The following is a 16,805-nucleotide window of genomic DNA, read 5'->3' as shown; positions in this document are numbered from 1 at the left end:
GAAGTTAGGGGGAGCTATTAATTACGAACCATAAAATAATTAGCGCCACTCCAATCCCGGCGGGAACCGCGATTTATACCCTGGAATACTATGCTGATCCCATCAAAACTGAGCCGCCCGGTACGGCTGCAAAATACCGTGATCCGCGATCGCCTGCTGGCCAAACTGGCCAGCGCGGGCAACTATCGTCTGACACTGGTCAATTGCCCGGCGGGATACGGGAAAACCACGCTGATCGCTCAATGGGCGGCCGGCAAGGCCGATCTGGGCTGGTATTCCCTGGATGAGAGCGACAACCAGCCGGAGCGCTTCGCCAGCTACCTGATCGCCGCGCTGCAGCAGGCCAGCGGCGGCCGCTGCGTCAAGAGCGAGGCGCTGAGCCAGAAACACCAGTACGCCAGCCTGTCGGCGCTGTTCGCCCAGCTGTTTATCGAGCTGGCCGACTGGCATCAACCGCTGTACCTGGTGATCGACGACTATCACCTGATCACCAACGACGCCATTCACGAAGCCATGCGCTTTTTCCTGCGCCATCAGCCGGAAAACCTGACGCTGATCCTGCTCTCGCGCACCTTGCCGCCGCTCGGCATCGCCAACCTGCGGGTGCGCGATCAGCTGTTGGAAATGGGCACGCAACAGTTGGCGTTCACCCACCAGGAGGCCAAACAGTTCTTCGATTGCCGTCTGGCGGCGCCAATGGAACAGCAGGACAGCAGCCGCCTGTGCGACGAAGTCGAAGGCTGGGCCACCGCGCTGCAGCTGATCGCGCTGTCGGCCCGCCAATCCGCCTCCTCAGCTCAGCTGTCGGCCAAACGGCTGGCGGGGCTGAACGCCAGTCACCTGTCCGACTATCTGGTGGACGAAGTGCTGGACCACGTCGATGCCGATGCGCGCGCTTTCCTGCTGCGCTGTTCGGTGCTGCGCTCAATGAACGACGCGCTGATCGTGCGGCTGACCGGCGAAGACAACGGCCAGCAACGGCTGGAGGAACTGGAACGCCAGGGGCTGTTTATCCACCGCATGGACGACACCGGCGAATGGTTCAACTTCCATCCGCTGTTCGCCTCTTTCCTGCGCCAGCGTTGCCAGTGGGAACTGGCGCTGGAGCTGCCGGGGCTGCACCGCGCCGCCGCCGAGGGCTGGCTGGCGCTGGGGTATCCGGCGGAGGCCATTCACCACGCGTTGGCGGCCAGCGACGTCAGCATGCTGCGCGATATCCTGCTGCAACACGCCTGGTCGCTGTTCCACCACAGCGAACTGGCCTTGCTGGAGGAGTGCCTCAACGCGCTGCCCTATGAACGCCTGATCCAAAACCCCAAGCTGGCGCTGCTGCAGGCCTGGCTGGCGCAGAGCCAGCACCGCTACAGTGAGGTCAACACCCTGCTGGAGCGCGCCGAGCGCACCATGCGCGAGCAGAAAATCGAGATAGACCAAACGCTGCACGCCGAGTTCGACGCCTTGCGCGCCCAGGTGGCGATCAACGCCGGCAAACCGGAAGAAGCCGAGCGGCTGGCGACCGAAGCGTTGAAATTCCTGCCGCTGTCCAGCTACTACAGCCGCATCGTCGCCACCTCGGTGACCGGCGAAGTGCACCACTGCAAGGGCGAACTGGCGCGCGCGCTGCCGATGATGCAGCAGACCGAGCAGATGGCGCGTCGTCATCAGGCCAACCATTACGCGCTCTGGGCGCTGCTGCAGCAGAGCGAAATCCTTATCGCCCAAGGCTTCCTGCAGGCCGCTTACGAAACCCAGGATAAGGCGTTCGAACTGATCCGCGAGCAGCACCTGGAACAGCTGCCGATGCACGAATTTCTGCTGCGCATCCGCGCCCAGATCCTGTGGTCGTGGTCGCGGTTGGACGAGGCGGAAGACGCGGCGCGCGCCGGGCTGAAAATTCTGGCCAACTACCAACCGCAGCAGCAGCTGCAGTGCATCGCCATGCTGGCCAAATGCTCGCTGGCGCGCGGCGATCTGGACAACGCCAATACCCATCTGCAGCGCTGCGAAACCCTGCTGCACGGCGCCCACTATCATCGCGACTGGCTGACCAACACCGACAAGTCGCGGGTGATCCACTGGCAGATGACCGGCGACACCGCCGCCGCCGCCCAGTGGCTGCGCCACACCGAAAAACCCGGCATGGCGGACAACCACTTCACGCAGGGCCAATGGCGCAACATCGCGCGGGTGCAAATCCTGCTCGGCCAGTATGAAGAGGCCGGCGTGGTGCTGGATGAACTGAACGAAAACGCCCGTCGCCTGCGGCTGGTGAGCGATCTCAACCGCAACCTGCTGCTCAGCAACCAGCTCTACTGGCTGCTGGAGCGCAAGGGCGAAGCGCAGCAGGCGCTGATCGAAGCGCTGTCGCTGGCTAACCGCACCGGCTTCATCAGCCACTTTGTCATCGAAGGCGAAGCGATGGCGCAACAGCTGCGTCAGCTGATCCAGCTCAACACGCTGCCGGAGCTGGAGCAGCATCGCGCCCAGCGTATCCTGCGCGACATCAACCAGCATCATCGGCACAAGTTCGCGCATTTCGACGAGAACTTCGTCGATAAGCTGCTGACCCACCCGCAGGTGCCGGAACTGATCCGCACCAGCCCGCTCACCCAACGCGAATGGCAGGTGCTGGGGCTGATCTATTCCGGTTACAGCAACGACCAGATCGCCGGCGAGCTGGACGTGGCGGCCACCACCATCAAGACGCACATCCGCAACCTGTATCAGAAACTGGGCGTGGCCCATCGCCAGGAGGCGGTGCAGCAGGCGCAGCAACTGCTGAAGATGATGGGCTACGGCGCGTAAAAACCCTGATGTCCCTCTGGTCTTAAACGCCGCAGAGTTGGTTACAATAGCGGCGTCCCCCTATTACGAGGCAGTCAGCAGTATGGAACAGTTCGAAGCGATCAACGTTGAGCAGGCGTACACCCGCTGGAAAGAGGGCAGCGCCGCCCTGGTCGACATCCGCGATCCGCAAAGTTTTGAAGCCGGGCATACGCCGGGCGCCTTTCACCTCACCAACGCCACCCTGTCGGCCTTTATGCAGCAAAACGACTTCGAGCGGCCGGTGATGGTGATGTGCTACCACGGCAACAGCAGCCGCAGCGCGGCGCAGTACCTGCTGCACCAGGGGTTCGACGCGGTCTACAGCATCGACGGCGGTTTCGAGGCCTGGGCCCGCCAGTATCCGCAAGACGTGGAAACCTCTGCCTGATCCCCGCCGCCCGCCGCGCGTCGGCGGGCTTCCCCTTCGTTTTTATGCGCGTTTTCGCGGGTTTTTCGCAGATCCGTTTGCCAGCGCTCAGGATTTCGACGTTATAATCGGCCGTCAGGGTCGCCGGCGAGCAAGCCGCGGCCAAAATCATTCACTTACGACGGAAGAGCAATGGTTAGAGTAATCGCCATATCCAACCCGCGCCTGGCGCTGGCCTTTGTCGACTATATGGCGACTCAGGGCATCCGGCTTGAGCTGCGCAACAGCGGCGAGGCGGCGGAAATCTGGCTGGCCGACGACGGTCACCTCGAGCAAGTGCAACACGAGCTGCAGCAGTTTCTGGCCGATCCGCTCAACCGCCGTTATCAGGCCGCCAGTTGGCAGACCGGCCATACCGACGCCGGCCTGCATTATCAGAGCGAATCCTACCTGCACACCCTGCGCAGCAAGGCCGGTCCGCTAACGCTCGGCGTGATGGTGCTGTGCATCGCGGTCTATATTCTGATGCAGGCGCTGGGCGACGATACCGTGATGTACTGGCTCTCCTGGCCGCAGGACAGCAGCCAATACACCCAGCTGTGGCGCTGGATCAGCCATGCGTTCCTGCATTTCTCCCTGCTGCATATCCTGTTTAACCTGATGTGGTGGTGGTATCTCGGCGGCCAGATGGAAAAACGCCTCGGCGCCGGCAAGCTGTTCGTGCTGGCGGTGGTGTCGGCCTTCTTCAGCGGCTGGGCGCAATCGCTGTTCAGCGGCGCGCTGTTTGGCGGGCTGTCGGGCGTGGTCTATGCGCTGATGGGCTATGTGTGGCTGTCGGGCGAACGGGCGCCGGAGCGCGGCCTGATGCTGCCGCGCGGCCTGATGGTGTTCTCGGTGTTGTGGCTGGTGGCCGGATATTTCGATATTTTAGGAATGTCGATCGCCAACGCGGCACACGTAGCCGGTTTAGTGTTAGGGTTATTGATGGCATTTTGGGATACGCGTCATCGCGCACACAACGAACAATAACAGCCGGGAGCTATGTCCAGCGGGCATAGCGGGCGTTTTAGGGGATTATCGTGAAGCAAACACAGCGTCATGACGCAATTATCGAGCTGGTGCGCCTGCAGGGTTACGTCAGCACGGAAGAGCTGGTCGAACATTTTGACGTCAGCCCGCAAACGATTCGCCGCGATTTGAATGACCTGGCCGACCAGAACAAGATCCAGCGTCACCACGGCGGCGCGGCGCTGCCTTCCAGCTCGGTCAACGCTGCCTATAACGATCGCAAGGTGATGTGGTCGGAAGAGAAGGCCCGCATCGCGCAGCGCGTCGCCAGCCAGATCCCGGACGGCGCCACGCTGTTCATCGATATCGGCACCACGCCGGAAGCGGTGGCCCATGCGCTGATGAACCACAAGAACCTGCGCGTGGTCACCAACAACCTTAACGTCGCCACCCTGTTGACCGCCAAGGAAGACTTCCGCCTGATCCTGGCCGGCGGCGAAGTGCGCACACGCGACGGCGGCATCATGGGCGAAGCCACCCTGGACTTCATCTCCCAATTCCGTCTCGATTACGGCATTCTCGGCATCAGCGGCATCGATATGGACGGCTCGCTGCTCGAATTCGACTATCACGAAGTGCGCACCAAACGCGCGATTATCGAAAATTCCCGCTGCGTGATGCTGGTCACCGACCATTCCAAATTCGGCCGCAACGCCATGGTCAACCTGGGCAACATGAACCTGATCGACTACCTGTTTACCGACCAACTGCCGCCGCCGAGCGTGATGAAAATCATCGAACAGTACGACGTGCAGCTGGAGTTGTGCTGATTCGGCCTTAACCTGCGGGGCGCGCCGCCGCCCCGTTTCATACCTTCAGGCTCCCCTCATCGACAGCCGTTTGCGCGCCCGCGCCATATCCATACTGCTTGTGTGACTATCATCACCAAACTGTTACCTCTATCACGCCTAAATGTTTTTGTTTGGTTAACTCTTGGCTTGCCTGTTGGTTTTTGATTACAATCATGAGCGAAAACGAACATGAAAGAGCTATTTCGAACATCTGGAGGAAGATGACGTGGAAACCAAAGACTTGATCGTTATCGGTGGCGGCATCAACGGTGCCGGCATCGCGGCGGATGCTGCCGGGCGCGGGCTGTCGGTACTGCTACTGGAAGCGCAAGACTTGGCCTGTGCTACGTCTTCCGCCAGTTCCAAACTGATCCACGGTGGCCTGCGCTACCTGGAACACTACGAATTCCGTCTGGTGAGCGAAGCGCTGGCCGAACGTGAAGTGCTGCTGAAGCTGGCGCCGCACATCGCGTTCCCGATGCGTTTCCGCCTGCCGCACCAGCCGCACCTGCGTCCGGCCTGGATGATCCGTATCGGCCTGTTCCTGTACGATCACCTGGGCAAACGCACCAGCCTGCCGGGCAGTAAGGGTTTGCGCTTTGGACCAGAGTCGGTGCTGAAGCCTGAATTGAAGCGCGGTTTCGAATATTCCGACTGCTGGGTCGACGATGCTCGCCTGGTGGTGCTGAACGCGCAGGAAGTGGAAAAACGCGGCGGCGAAGTGCGCACCCGCACCAAAGTGACCCGCGCATGGCGTGAAAACGGCCTGTGGATGGTGGAAGCGGTCGATATCGACAGCGGCAAAACCTTCACCTGGCGCGCCAAAGGCCTGGTGAACGCCACCGGCCCGTGGGTGAAAAACTTCTTCGACGACGGCCTGAAGCTCAAATCGCCTTACGGCATCCGCCTGATCAAAGGCAGCCACATCGTGGTGCCGCGCGTGCACGATCAGCCGCAGTCTTACATTCTGCAGAACGAAGACCACCGCATCGTGTTCGTGATCCCGTGGAATGACGAGTTCTCCATCATCGGCACCACCGACGTGGAGTACAAAGGCGATCCGAAAGACGTGAAGATCGACGAGAACGAAATCGCTTATCTGCTGAAAGTGTACAACGATCACTTCAAGAAGCAGCTGGGCCGCGACGACATCGTCTGGACTTACTCCGGCGTGCGTCCGCTGTGCGACGACGAGTCCGATTCACCGCAGGCGATCACCCGCGATTACACGCTGGACGTGCACGATGAGCAGGGCAAAGCGCCGCTGCTGTCGGTCTTCGGCGGCAAGCTGACCACCTACCGCAAGCTGGCCGAACATGCGATGGAAAAACTGGCCCACTACTACCCAGGCTGCGGCCCGGCGTGGACCAAAAACGCCACGCTGCCGGGCGGTGACATCGACGGCGATCGCGATGGCTACGCGGCCAAACTGCGCCGTGCGCACGGCTGGCTGCCGGAAGCCCTGGCGCGCCGCTATGCCCGCACCTACGGCAGCCAGAGCGAGCTGATCTTGGCCGGCGCCAACGGCCTCGCCGATCTGGGCGAAGATTTCGGCCACGGTCTGTATGAAGCCGAGCTGCGTTACCTGACCGAGAAAGAGTGGGTCGTAGAGCTGGACGACGCCATCTGGCGCCGCACCAAGCTGGGCATGTGGCTGGACGAGGCGCAGCAGGCGCGAGTGAAAGCCTGGCTGGCGGAACACGCGAAAACGAAAGCGCTGTCTCTGGCTTCCTGAGCTGCAGCGTAACGACAAAGGGCCGGTTATCCGGCCCTTTGCTTTTTTCCTCTCCCGCTTTATAGCTTCACCGGCTTAATGTGCCAAATTTCATCCGCATACTCCTGAATGGTGCGATCGGATGAGAAGTAGCCCATATTGGCGATATTCAGCACCGCGCGCCGCGTCCACTCGTCCTGATTGAGATACACCTCGTCCACCTTGTCCTGCGTGTCCACATAGCTGCGGTAATCCGCCAACAGCTGATAGTGATCGCCGAGGTTGACCAGCGAGTCGAACAAATTGCCATAGCGTTTCGGCTCTTCCGGGCTGAACACCCCGGTGGCGATCTGCGTCAGCGCCTGATGCAGCTCCGAGTCTTGCTCATAGTACTGGCGCGGGTTGTAACCGTTGCGGCGCAGTTCCTCAACCTGCTCGGCGGTATTGCCGAAAATAAAGATATTCTCCTCCCCCACGTGCTCGCGCATCTCGACGTTGGCGCCGTCCAGCGTGCCGATGGTCAGCGCGCCGTTCAGCGCGAACTTCATGTTGCTGGTGCCCGAGGCCTCGGTGCCCGCCAGCGAGATCTGTTCCGACAGATCCGCCGCCGGGATAATGATCTGCGCCAGGCTGACGCCGTAGTTCGGAATGAACACCACCTTCAGTTGGGTATGCACGCGCGGATCGTTGTTGATCACTTTGGCCACGTCGTTGATCAGACGGATGATCTGCTTGGCGGCATAGTAGGCAGAGGCCGCCTTGCCGGCGAAGATCACCACCCGCGGCACGCGCTCGATGTCAGGGTCAGCCAGCAAACGGTTATACAGCGTGATGACATGCAGCACGTTGAGCAGTTGCCGTTTGTACTCGTGGATACGCTTGATTTGCACATCGAACAACGCATCCGGGTTGACCACCACGTTGAGCGTTTTGGCGATATACAGCGCCAACCGCTCCTTGTTCTGCCGTTTGGCGCGCTGCACCGCCTGCAGGAAGCTCGGGTAATCGACGTTGGCTTTGATCTCGCTCAGTTGGCTGAGATCGGTGCGCCAGGTTTGGCCGATGCAGTCGTCCAGCACCGCCGCCAGCGGCGGGTTGGCCAGCGCCAGCCAACGGCGCGGCGTCACCCCGTTGGTTTTGTTGCAGAAACGAGTCGGGAACAGCCGGGCGAAGTCGGCGAACAGCGACTGCACCATCAGTTCGGAATGCAGGGCGGAAACGCCGTTGACCTTGTGGCTGGCCACCACCGCCAGCCACGCCATGCGCACCCGGCGGCCGTTGGTTTCGTCGATGATCGAGACCCGCGCCAGCAGGTCGTTGTCGTCCGGCGCCACTTCCTGCACCATCTTGAGGAAGTGATCGTTGATTTCGAAAATCAGCTGCAGATGGCGCGGCAAGATGCGGCCTATCATGTCCAGCGGCCAGGTCTCCAGCGCCTCGCTCATCAGCGTGTGGTTGGTGTAAGAGAACACCTGCTCCACCACTTCCCAGGCGTCGAGCCACTTGAATTTGTGCTCGTCGATCAGCCGGTGCATCAGCTCGGGGATCGACAATACCGGGTGGGTGTCGTTGAGGTGAATGGCGATCTTGTCCGCCAGGTTGTCGAAGGTTTTGTGCATCAGCCAATGGCGGTTAAGAATATCCTGCACCGTGGCCGACACCAGGAAATACTCCTGCCGCAGCCGCAGCTCGCGTCCGGAGGAGGTCGAATCGTCCGGATAGAGCACCCGCGACACGTTCTCCGAGTGGTTTTTGTCTTCCACCGCCGCGAAGTAATCGCCCTGGTTGAACTTGCCGAGGTTGATCTCATTACTGGCCTGCGCGCCCCACAACCGCAGCGTGTTGGTGGCGTCGGTGTCAAAACCGGGGATCACCTGATCGTAGGCGATGGCCACGACCTCTTCGGTCTCCAGCCAGCGCGCCTTGGCCCCCTCCTGCTGCACGCGGCCGCCGAAGCGTACCTTGTAGCGGGTGTTATGGCGCGGAAACTCCCACGGATTGCCGTACTCCAGCCAGTAGTCCGGCGACTCCATCTGTTGGCCGTTGACGATGTTCTGCTTGAACATGCCGTATTCATAGCGAATGCCGTAGCCGCGCCCCGGCAGCGCCAGCGTCGCCAGCGAGTCGAGGAAACAGGCCGCCAGCCGGCCCAGGCCGCCGTTGCCGAGCCCGGGGTCGTTTTCTTCCTCCAGCAGCTCCGCCAGGTTCAGCCCCATCTCGTTCAGCGCGTTGTCGATGTCCTGATAGATGCCCATCGACAGCAGCGCGTTTGACAGGGTGCGGCCGATCAGGAACTCCATCGACAGGTAATACACCTGCCGCACATCTTGAGACAGCTGGGCGCGGTTGGAACGCAGCCAGCGCTCCACCATGCGATCGCGCACCGCGAACAGCACGGCGTTCAGCCAATCGTGCCGGTTGGCGATGGCCGGATCCTTGCCGACGATAAACATCAGCTTATAGGCGATGGAGTGTTTCAGCGCTTCCACACTGACCGTAGGTGAGGTGTAACTAAACGGTGAAGTCATGGCTTTTTAATCCCTTGTGGGGAGCCCCGCCATTCGCCGCGGAATAGCGGGCTCCGCTGAACATGGACGCGGCACGCCGCGCCCCGACAATCTACCCTTACGGCTGCCCGCCGCGCGTCAACCCGAGACGCGAAACGCGGGCTACAAGCGTTGATAAAGCGATAAATACTCTTTCGCCGCCACCGGCCAGCCGAAGTCCACGCTCATGGCGTGGCGCTGAACGTGGCGCCAGTGTTTCGGCCGGCTCCACAGCACCATGGCGCGGCGGATGGCGTTGCCCAGCGCGACGGCGTCGCAATCGTCGAACACGAATCCGCTGGCGGTGCCGTCGGCCAGGTTCTCCAGCGCGCAGTCCACCACCGTGTCCGCCAGCCCGCCGGTGCGGCGCACCAGCGGCAGCGTGCCGTACTTCAGACCGTAGAGCTGCGTCAGACCGCAGGGCTCGAAGCGGCTCGGCACCAGAATAACGTCGGCGCCGCCGATGATGCGGTGGGAGAAGGATTCGTGATAACCGATCTGCACGCCGACCTGTTCAGGGTAGTCGGCGGCGGCGGCCAGAAACGCCTGTTGCAGCACCGCATCGCCGGCGCCCAGCAGCGCCAGCTGCCCGCCCTGCGCCAGCAGTTCAGGCAATGCCTGCAGCACCAGATCCAGGCCTTTTTGGCTGGTCAATCGGCTCACCACCGCGAACACCGGCAGCGATTCGTCCACCTTCAGCCCCATGGCCTTTTGCAGATGCAGCTTGTTTTTGACCTTGCTTTTCAGATCGTCGGCGTCATAGCGGGCGCTCAGCCGCGGGTCGTGGGCCGGATCCCAAATCTTGTCGTCCACCCCGTTGAGGATGCCGCTCAGCCTGCCCTGCCGCTGCCGCTCCTGCAGCAGCCCCTCCATGCCGTAGCCGAACTCCGGCCGGGTGATCTCGCGCGCATAGGTCGGGCTGACGGCGGTCACGTGGTCGGCATAAAACAGCCCGGCCTTGAGGAACGACATCTGGCCGTAGAACTCCAGACCATAGACGTTGTAAAACGACGCCGGCAGCCACAGTTCGGTCACGTGATGGGCGGAAAACAGCCCTTGATAGGCCAGGTTATGCACCGTGAACACCGAACGCGCCGGGTGGCCGTTGGCGGCCAGATAGGCGCAGCTAAGACCGGCGTGCCAGTCGTGGGCATGCACCAACTGCGGCCGCCAGTAGCGATCCAGCCCCTTGGCCAGCTCGCAGGCCATCCAGCCCAGCAGCGCAAAGCGGCGGTGGTTGTCAGGGTAGGCGTACATGGACTGATCGTGGTACGGGCTGCCCGGCCGGTCATACAGCCAGGGCGCATCGATGAGATAGATGCCCACGCCATGGTAGGTGCCGTAACGCAGGCCAACCCGGCCGGCGAACGAGTCGATTTCCGCCACCAGCACGGTGTCGGGTATGCCGTTGCGTACGTCAGGGAAAGCGGGCAATAGCACCCGAACATCGGCGCCTTCGGCGATTTGCGCCGCCGGCAGCGCGCCAACCACGTCTGCGAGTCCGCCCGTTTTCAGCAGGGGGAACATTTCAGAACATACGTGTAAGACCTGCATTATCACTCCTGAAAGTCGGCCGAAGGCCTCTGGATAAGAAATAAAGCAGGCTTGCCGCTGTTATGTGTGCCGCGTTGCGCAAGCCATCGAACCGTTCATCGGGCGGCAGGCTATCGTTCTGCCCCCACGTTAACTCACAATTTTGACAACATTTCGCGCGTCACCAGCACGATGCCGCCTTCCGAGCGATAGAAACGCTTGCTGTCCTCATCGGCGTTTTCCCCGATCACCATGCCCTCCGGAATATGGCAGGCGCGGTCGATGATGCAGCGCCGCAGGCGGCAGGAACGGCCGACGTTCACGTCCGGCAACAATACGGTAGAGTCGATGGTGCAGAACGAGTTCACTCGCACGCGCGGGAACAGCACCGAATGCACCACCACCGACCCGGACACGATGCAACCGCCGGACACCAGCGAGTTCATGGTCATGCCATGGCTGCCGGAGCGATCCTGCACGAACTTGGCCGGCGGCAGCGGTTCCATGTGGGTGCGGATCGGCCAGGCGCGGTCGTACATGTCCAGCTCCGGCGTCACCGACGCCAGATCGAGATTGGCGCGCCAATAGGCGTCCAACGTGCCCACATCGCGCCAGTACGGCGGCAGATCGGGATTGGACGTCACGCAGGACAAGGTAAACGGATGCGCCCACGCCGCCTGCTGCGCGGTGATTTTCGGGATCAGATCCTTGCCGAAATCGTGGCTGGAGCCGGGAGTCGACATATCCTCTTGCAGCAGCTGGAACAGGTAGGCGGCATTAAAAATATAGATGCCCATGCTGGCCAGCGACATATCCGGGTTGCCCGGCATCGCCGGCGGATCGGCGGGCTTTTCCAGAAACTCGATGATACGGTCGCTTTCATCCACCTTCATCACGCCGAATTCGCCGGCTTCGCTGCGCGGCACCGGCAGGCAGGCCACGGTGCACTGAGCGCCCTTCTCGACGTGATCGATCAGCATGCGTGAATAATCCATCTTGTAGATGTGATCGCCCGCCAGGATCACCACGTATTCGGCCTCGTAGCGGCGGATGATATCCAGGTTCTGGTACACCGCGTCGGCGGTGCCCTTGTACCAATGCTCGGTGCTGAGGCGCTGCTGGGCCGGCAGCAGATCGACGAACTCGTTCATTTCCTCGTTGAGGAATGACCAGCCGCGTTGAATGTGCTGCACCAGCGTGTGCGACTGATATTGGGTGATCACGCCGATGCGGCGGATGCCGGAGTTCAGGCAGTTCGACAAGGCGAAATCGATGATGCGGAATTTGCCGCCAAAGTGGACGGCGGGCTTGGCGCGGGTGGAGGTCAAATCTTTCAAACGTGAGCCGCGGCCGCCGGCCAGGATCAGCGCTACGGATTTAATCGGCAACTGGCGCGCCAACATCAGGGGGTCTTTATTTTCAAACCTAACCATAGCGGACTCCTTTTATTATTTCCGTACCAGTACGCAAAGCGAGCGCGCGGCCTGGTGCCAGGCGGGCAATACCGCCCGTGAGTCTTCCTGAGTGAACGGAGCGACAACCTGCCAATCGCCTTCCGGCAATCTCATCTCCGTCGTTTGCGGCGTGGCGTTGACCAGCAGCAGCCAGCGCTGCGACAGCAGGATCTGCATGAGCAACTCGCCCCGCTCCCACTGCTGCGCGTCGAGCGGCTGGCCTTGCGCGTTCAGCCACTGCACGCTGCCGTCGTCCTGCTGCCACCAGCGGTCCTGCTGCAGCGCGGGGATCTGGCGGCGCAGCGCGATCAGCGCCGCGACGTAATCGGTCAGCGCGTCGTCCGCCGTGGCCCAGTCGAGCCAGGTGGTGGCGTTGTCCTGACAATAGGCATTGTTGTTCCCCTGCTGGCTGTGTCCCTGTTCATCGCCGGCCAGCAGCATCGGCGTACCCTGGGACAGCAACAGCGTGGCGAGCATCGCCCGCTGGCTGGCCCTGCGGCGTTGCACAATGGCGTCGTCGGCGACCAGGCCTTCGACGCCGTGGTTGTTGCTGAAATTGCGATCGCTGCCGTCGCGGTTGCCCTCGCCGTTCGGCTGATTGTGTTTCTCGTTGAAGCTGACCACGTCCTGCAGGGTAAACCCGTCATGGGCGGTCAGCATGTTGACGGTGGCGTAAGGCGCCCGCCCGCGCTGGTTGTACAGATCGCTCGAGGCGGCAAAACGCTGGGCGAACTGGCCGAGCGACACGCCGCTCTGCAGCCAGAAACGGCGCATGTCGTCGCGGTAATGGTCGTTCCATTCGGCGAAGCGGCCGGGGAACGCCCCCACCTGATAACCGCCGGGGCCAATGTCCCAGGGTTCGGCGATCAGCTTGCAGCGCGACAGCAGATCGTCCGCCAGCATCGCCTGGAACAGCGGCGCATCGCGATCGAACCCCGGCGTGCGGCCGAGCACGCTGCCCAGATCGAAACGGAAGCCGTCGACGTGGCACTCCCGCACCCAAAAACGCAGGCAATCCATCACCCAGGCCACGCCCTGCGGCTGATCCAACCGCAGCGTGTTGCCGCAGCCGGTATCGTTGACATAGTCCCCTTCGGGCGTCAGCCAGTAGTAGCTCAGGTTATCGATGCCGCTCAGCGACAGCATCGGCCCGTCCCTATCCAGCTCGGCGCTGTGGTTAAACACCACATCGAGGATCACTTCGATGCCGGCTTGGTGCAGCGCCTTGACTGCATCGCGGAATTCGTTGAGCGGCGTGGCATCGGTGCTCAGGCTGGCGTAGCGGTTGTCCGGCGCATAGGGCGCCAGCACGTTATAGCCCCAATAGTTGATCAGCCCCAGCCGCTGCAGGCGCGGTTCGGAGGTATGTTGCTGCACCGGCAGCAGTTCCAGCGCGGTGATGCCGAGGCGTTTGAAGTGGGCGATCATCGCCGGGTGCCCCAATGCGGCGAAGCTGCCGCGCAGCGCCGGCGGTATCTGCGGGTGCAGCAGCGTCAGACCGCGCACGTGCGCTTCGTAAATCACCGTCTGCCCCCAGGGCGTGGCGGGCGGGCGATCGTCCTGCCAGTCGTACCGTTCGTCCACCACCACGCATTTCGGCATCAGCTCCGCGCTGTCGTGCGGGTCCGGCTGCTCGTAACCGCCGTGCAGGTGCGGGTGGTCCGCCACCGGCCCTTCCACCGCGCGCGCGGCCGGATCGAGCGCCAATTTGTTGGGGTTGAAGCGCTGCCCGTTCGCCGGATCAAACGGGCCGTAGACCCGGTAACCGTAACGTTGTCCCGGCTTGCCGCCCGGCAAATAGCCATGCCAGATATCGCCGCTGCGCGCCGGCAGCGGCAGGCGCACTTCGCGCTGCTGGCCGTCGAACAGGCACAACTCCACCCGCTCGGCGTGCGCCGAGTACAGGGTAAAGTTGATGCCTTCGCCGTCGTACTGCGCGCCCAGCGGCGCGGCGAGGCCGGCTGTCAGCTCCGTCATGGCGCCTCCCGCAGCAGATAAATGGTCGCCAGCGGCGGCAACGTTACGCAGATGGAGAAGTCGCGGCCGTGGCTGCCGACCGCTTCGGAAGAGACCCGCCCCTGATTGCCGGCGTTGCTGCCGTGATAGTGGTGCGAATCGGTATTGAGGATCTCGCGGTAGTCACCGGCGCGCGAGAGGCCGATGCGGTAGCGGTAGCGCGGCACTGGGGTAAAGTTGCTGATGGCGATCAACTCATTGCCCTGCGAATCGTAGCGCGCGAAGGCGAACACCGAGTTGTCGTGATCGTCGACCACCAGCCATTCGAAGCCGTCCGGGCGGTAGTCGCGCTCGTACAGCGGCGCCTGCTGGCGGTAGCAGTGGTTCAGATCGCGCACCAACCGCTGCACGCCGTTATGCCAGTTATCCAGCCCTTCCAGTAAATGCCAGTCAAGGCTGGTATCGAAATTCCACTCGCGCCCTTGCGCGAACTCGCAGCCCATAAACAGCAGCTTTTTGCCCGGATGCGCCCACATAAAGCCGTAATAGGCGCGCAGGTTGGCGAACTTTTGCCAGGCATCGCCCGGCATACGGTCAAGGATCGATTTTTTGCCGTGCACCACTTCATCGTGCGAGATAGGCAACACGAAGTTCTCGGTATAGGCGTAAAGCATGCCGAAGGTCATCTGGTTGTGGTGATACTTGCGGTGCACCGGATCGCACTTCATGTAATTGAGCGTGTCGTGCATCCAGCCGAGGTTCCATTTGTAGTGGAACCCCAGGCCGTTGGCATCCGGCGGCAGGGTGACGCCGGGATAGTCGGTGGACTCCTCCGCCAGCGTCACCGCGCCCGGCTGCGCCTGGCCGATAGTCTGGTTGGTATAACGCAGGAAGGCGATGGCCTCCAGGTTCTCGTTGCCGCCATAGTAATTCGGCACCCACTCGCCGTCGGCGCGGCTGTAATCGCGATAGATCATCGACGCCACCGCATCGACCCGCAGCGCGTCGATGCCGAAACGCTCCAGCCAATACAGCGCGTTGCCCGCCAGGTAGTTGCGCACCTCGTGGCGACCGTAGTTGTAGATCAGCGTATTCCAGTCCTGATGGTAGCCCTCGCGCGGATCGGCGTACTCGTACAGCGCAGTGCCGTCGAAATTCGCCAGGCCGTAGGCGTCGCTCGGGAAGTGCCCCGGCACCCAGTCGAGGATCACGTTGATGCCCGCCTCATGCGCCGCCGCCACAAACGCCCTGAAGTCGGCCGGCGTGCCGAAGCGCCGGGTCGGCGCATACAGCCCCAGCGGCTGATAGCCCCAGCTGCCGTCGAACGGGTGCTCGTTGATCGGCAGCAGCTCGATATGGGTGAATCCCATGTCCTTCACATAGTCGATCAGCTGCACCGCCAGCTCGCCGTAGCTGAGCCAGAAGTGGTTGTCAGTGTGGCGGCGCCATGAGCCGAGATGCACCTCGTAGATGGCGATCGGCTGGTCAAAATCGTTGGCGCGGCGGCGCGCCGGCGTCGACGGCACCACCTCCGGCAGCGGCGCCACCAGCGAGGCGGTGTCCGGGCGCATCTGCGCCTCGAAGGCGTAAGGATCGGCTTTCAGCTGGGTATTGCCGTAGCAATCGACGATTTCATATTTGTACAGCTGGCCGGCCCGCACGCCGGGCAGGAACAGCTCCCAGATGCCGTTTTCACGCCGCAGACGCATCGGATGGCGGCGGCCGTCCCAGAAGTTGAACTCCCCCACCACCGAGACGCGCTGGGCGTTGGGCGCCCAGACCGCAAAACTGACGCCGTCGATGCCATCCAGCGTAACAAGATGGGCGCCCAGCCGTTCATAGGGACGCAAATGCGTGCCCTCGGCCAATAGCCAACTGTCGATATCCTGCAGCAGCGGGCCAAACCGGTAGGGATCGTCGACGATCTGTTGATGATCGCGCCAGCTGACCTGCAGCTGATAGCGGAAAGGATTTTTTCGCCGCGGCACCACGGCGCTGAAGAAACCGCGCGGATCGTCGCAGTTCAACTGCGCCAGCCGCCGGCCGGTTTGCTGTTCCACCAGCCAAACTTCGGTAGCATCGGGCAGCAGCGCGCGCACCTGCAGACCGTTATCGGTCGCATGCATGCCAAGCAGAGCAAAGGGGTCGGCGTAATGGCCGGAGATGATCTGATCAATCACGTCACGATCGGGAAGTACAGGCATAGTCTTCTTCCTTAGATTAACAGCATGATCTAAGCACGGCTTGTTGGTTATTCCTTGGCCGTTTTGGTCATCATGCAATGCATTCGGACTCTAAAGCGTGATTGCGGTCGGTTATTGACCAATCTTTACTCTGCCGACCTGAATTTCGCTCTTTATGCTTATTTTTTGAAATATTTCAGTCATGGTGAAAAAGTGTTCACCCATGCGTTAAGCATAGCCAATGTCTGTTAAAAACTGCTCGGCATTGCTCAGGAAAATTCTTCATTAAGAAAACTGCCAGCCTGGCGGCGTTTGCATGCAGTGACTGACGAGGAGATAGGCGGGATCCCGCCCATTGAAACGAGGC

The 16,805-nt window shown here is 61.8% G+C and carries 10 protein-coding genes; 5 read left to right on the top strand and 5 right to left on the bottom strand.

Annotation, left to right across the window (positions count from 1 at the left end):
* The first annotated feature begins 90 nt into the window (after window positions 1–90).
* The 5 genes from malT (at window position 91) to glpD (ending at window position 6,787) form a co-directional block, all read left to right on the top strand.
* The gene (malT, locus tag ACP39K_RS18690) at window positions 91–2,805 is read left to right on the top strand and encodes an HTH-type transcriptional regulator MalT (RefSeq protein ID WP_033639202.1); all 2,715 of its coding nucleotides are present in this window, start codon (window positions 91–93) and stop codon (window positions 2,803–2,805) included.
* An 82-nt stretch (window positions 2,806–2,887) separates the two neighbouring features.
* Window positions 2,888–3,214 (top strand): thiosulfate sulfurtransferase GlpE, encoded by a 327-nt coding sequence (glpE, locus tag ACP39K_RS18685; protein ID WP_004930790.1) that lies wholly within the window; start codon window positions 2,888–2,890, stop codon window positions 3,212–3,214.
* A gap of 171 nt (window positions 3,215–3,385) precedes the next feature.
* Window positions 3,386–4,222 carry a rhomboid family intramembrane serine protease GlpG gene (gene glpG, locus ACP39K_RS18680; RefSeq protein WP_016930391.1) on the top strand — a complete coding sequence of 279 codons (837 nt, stop codon included), beginning with the start codon at window positions 3,386–3,388 and terminating at the stop codon, window positions 4,220–4,222.
* 50 nt (window positions 4,223–4,272) lie between these two features.
* Window positions 4,273–5,031, top strand: a complete 759-nt coding sequence (locus ACP39K_RS18675; RefSeq protein ID WP_004930797.1) for a DeoR/GlpR family transcriptional regulator — start codon at window positions 4,273–4,275, stop codon at window positions 5,029–5,031.
* A 247-nt stretch (window positions 5,032–5,278) separates the two neighbouring features.
* Entirely contained in the window at window positions 5,279–6,787 is a 1,509-nt protein-coding gene (gene glpD / locus ACP39K_RS18670) for a glycerol-3-phosphate dehydrogenase (RefSeq protein ID WP_004930801.1), read from the top strand.
* Between the two features lie 59 nt (window positions 6,788–6,846).
* Here the strand turns inward: glpD and glgP are convergent, their stop codons facing one another.
* The 5 genes from glgP to glgB form a co-directional block, all read right to left on the bottom strand.
* Entirely contained in the window at window positions 6,847–9,294 is a 2,448-nt protein-coding gene (glgP, locus tag ACP39K_RS18665; RefSeq protein ID WP_197788048.1) for a glycogen phosphorylase, read from the bottom strand.
* Window positions 9,295–9,435: 141 nt separating this feature from the next.
* Entirely contained in the window at window positions 9,436–10,866 is a 1,431-nt protein-coding gene (glgA, locus tag ACP39K_RS18660) for a glycogen synthase GlgA (RefSeq protein ID WP_004930807.1), read from the bottom strand.
* Between the two features lie 134 nt (window positions 10,867–11,000).
* Entirely contained in the window at window positions 11,001–12,278 is a 1,278-nt protein-coding gene (glgC, locus tag ACP39K_RS18655) for a glucose-1-phosphate adenylyltransferase (protein ID WP_016930394.1), read from the bottom strand.
* A 15-nt stretch (window positions 12,279–12,293) separates the two neighbouring features.
* Window positions 12,294–14,276 carry a glycogen debranching protein GlgX gene (gene glgX / locus ACP39K_RS18650; protein WP_497008752.1) on the bottom strand — a complete coding sequence of 661 codons (1,983 nt, stop codon included), beginning with the start codon at window positions 14,274–14,276 and terminating at the stop codon, window positions 12,294–12,296.
* A complete protein-coding gene (glgB, locus tag ACP39K_RS18645) occupies window positions 14,273–16,459 on the bottom strand; it encodes a 1,4-alpha-glucan branching enzyme (RefSeq protein WP_197788046.1) in 2,187 nt (728 codons plus the stop codon). The genes glgX and glgB overlap by 4 nt, the downstream gene beginning before the upstream one ends.
* Window positions 16,460–16,805: the final 346 nt, after the last annotated feature.

It is taken from the genome of Serratia sp. EC4, from assembly GCF_059652115.1.
This window is presented reverse-complemented; position numbering and strand designations above follow the sequence as displayed.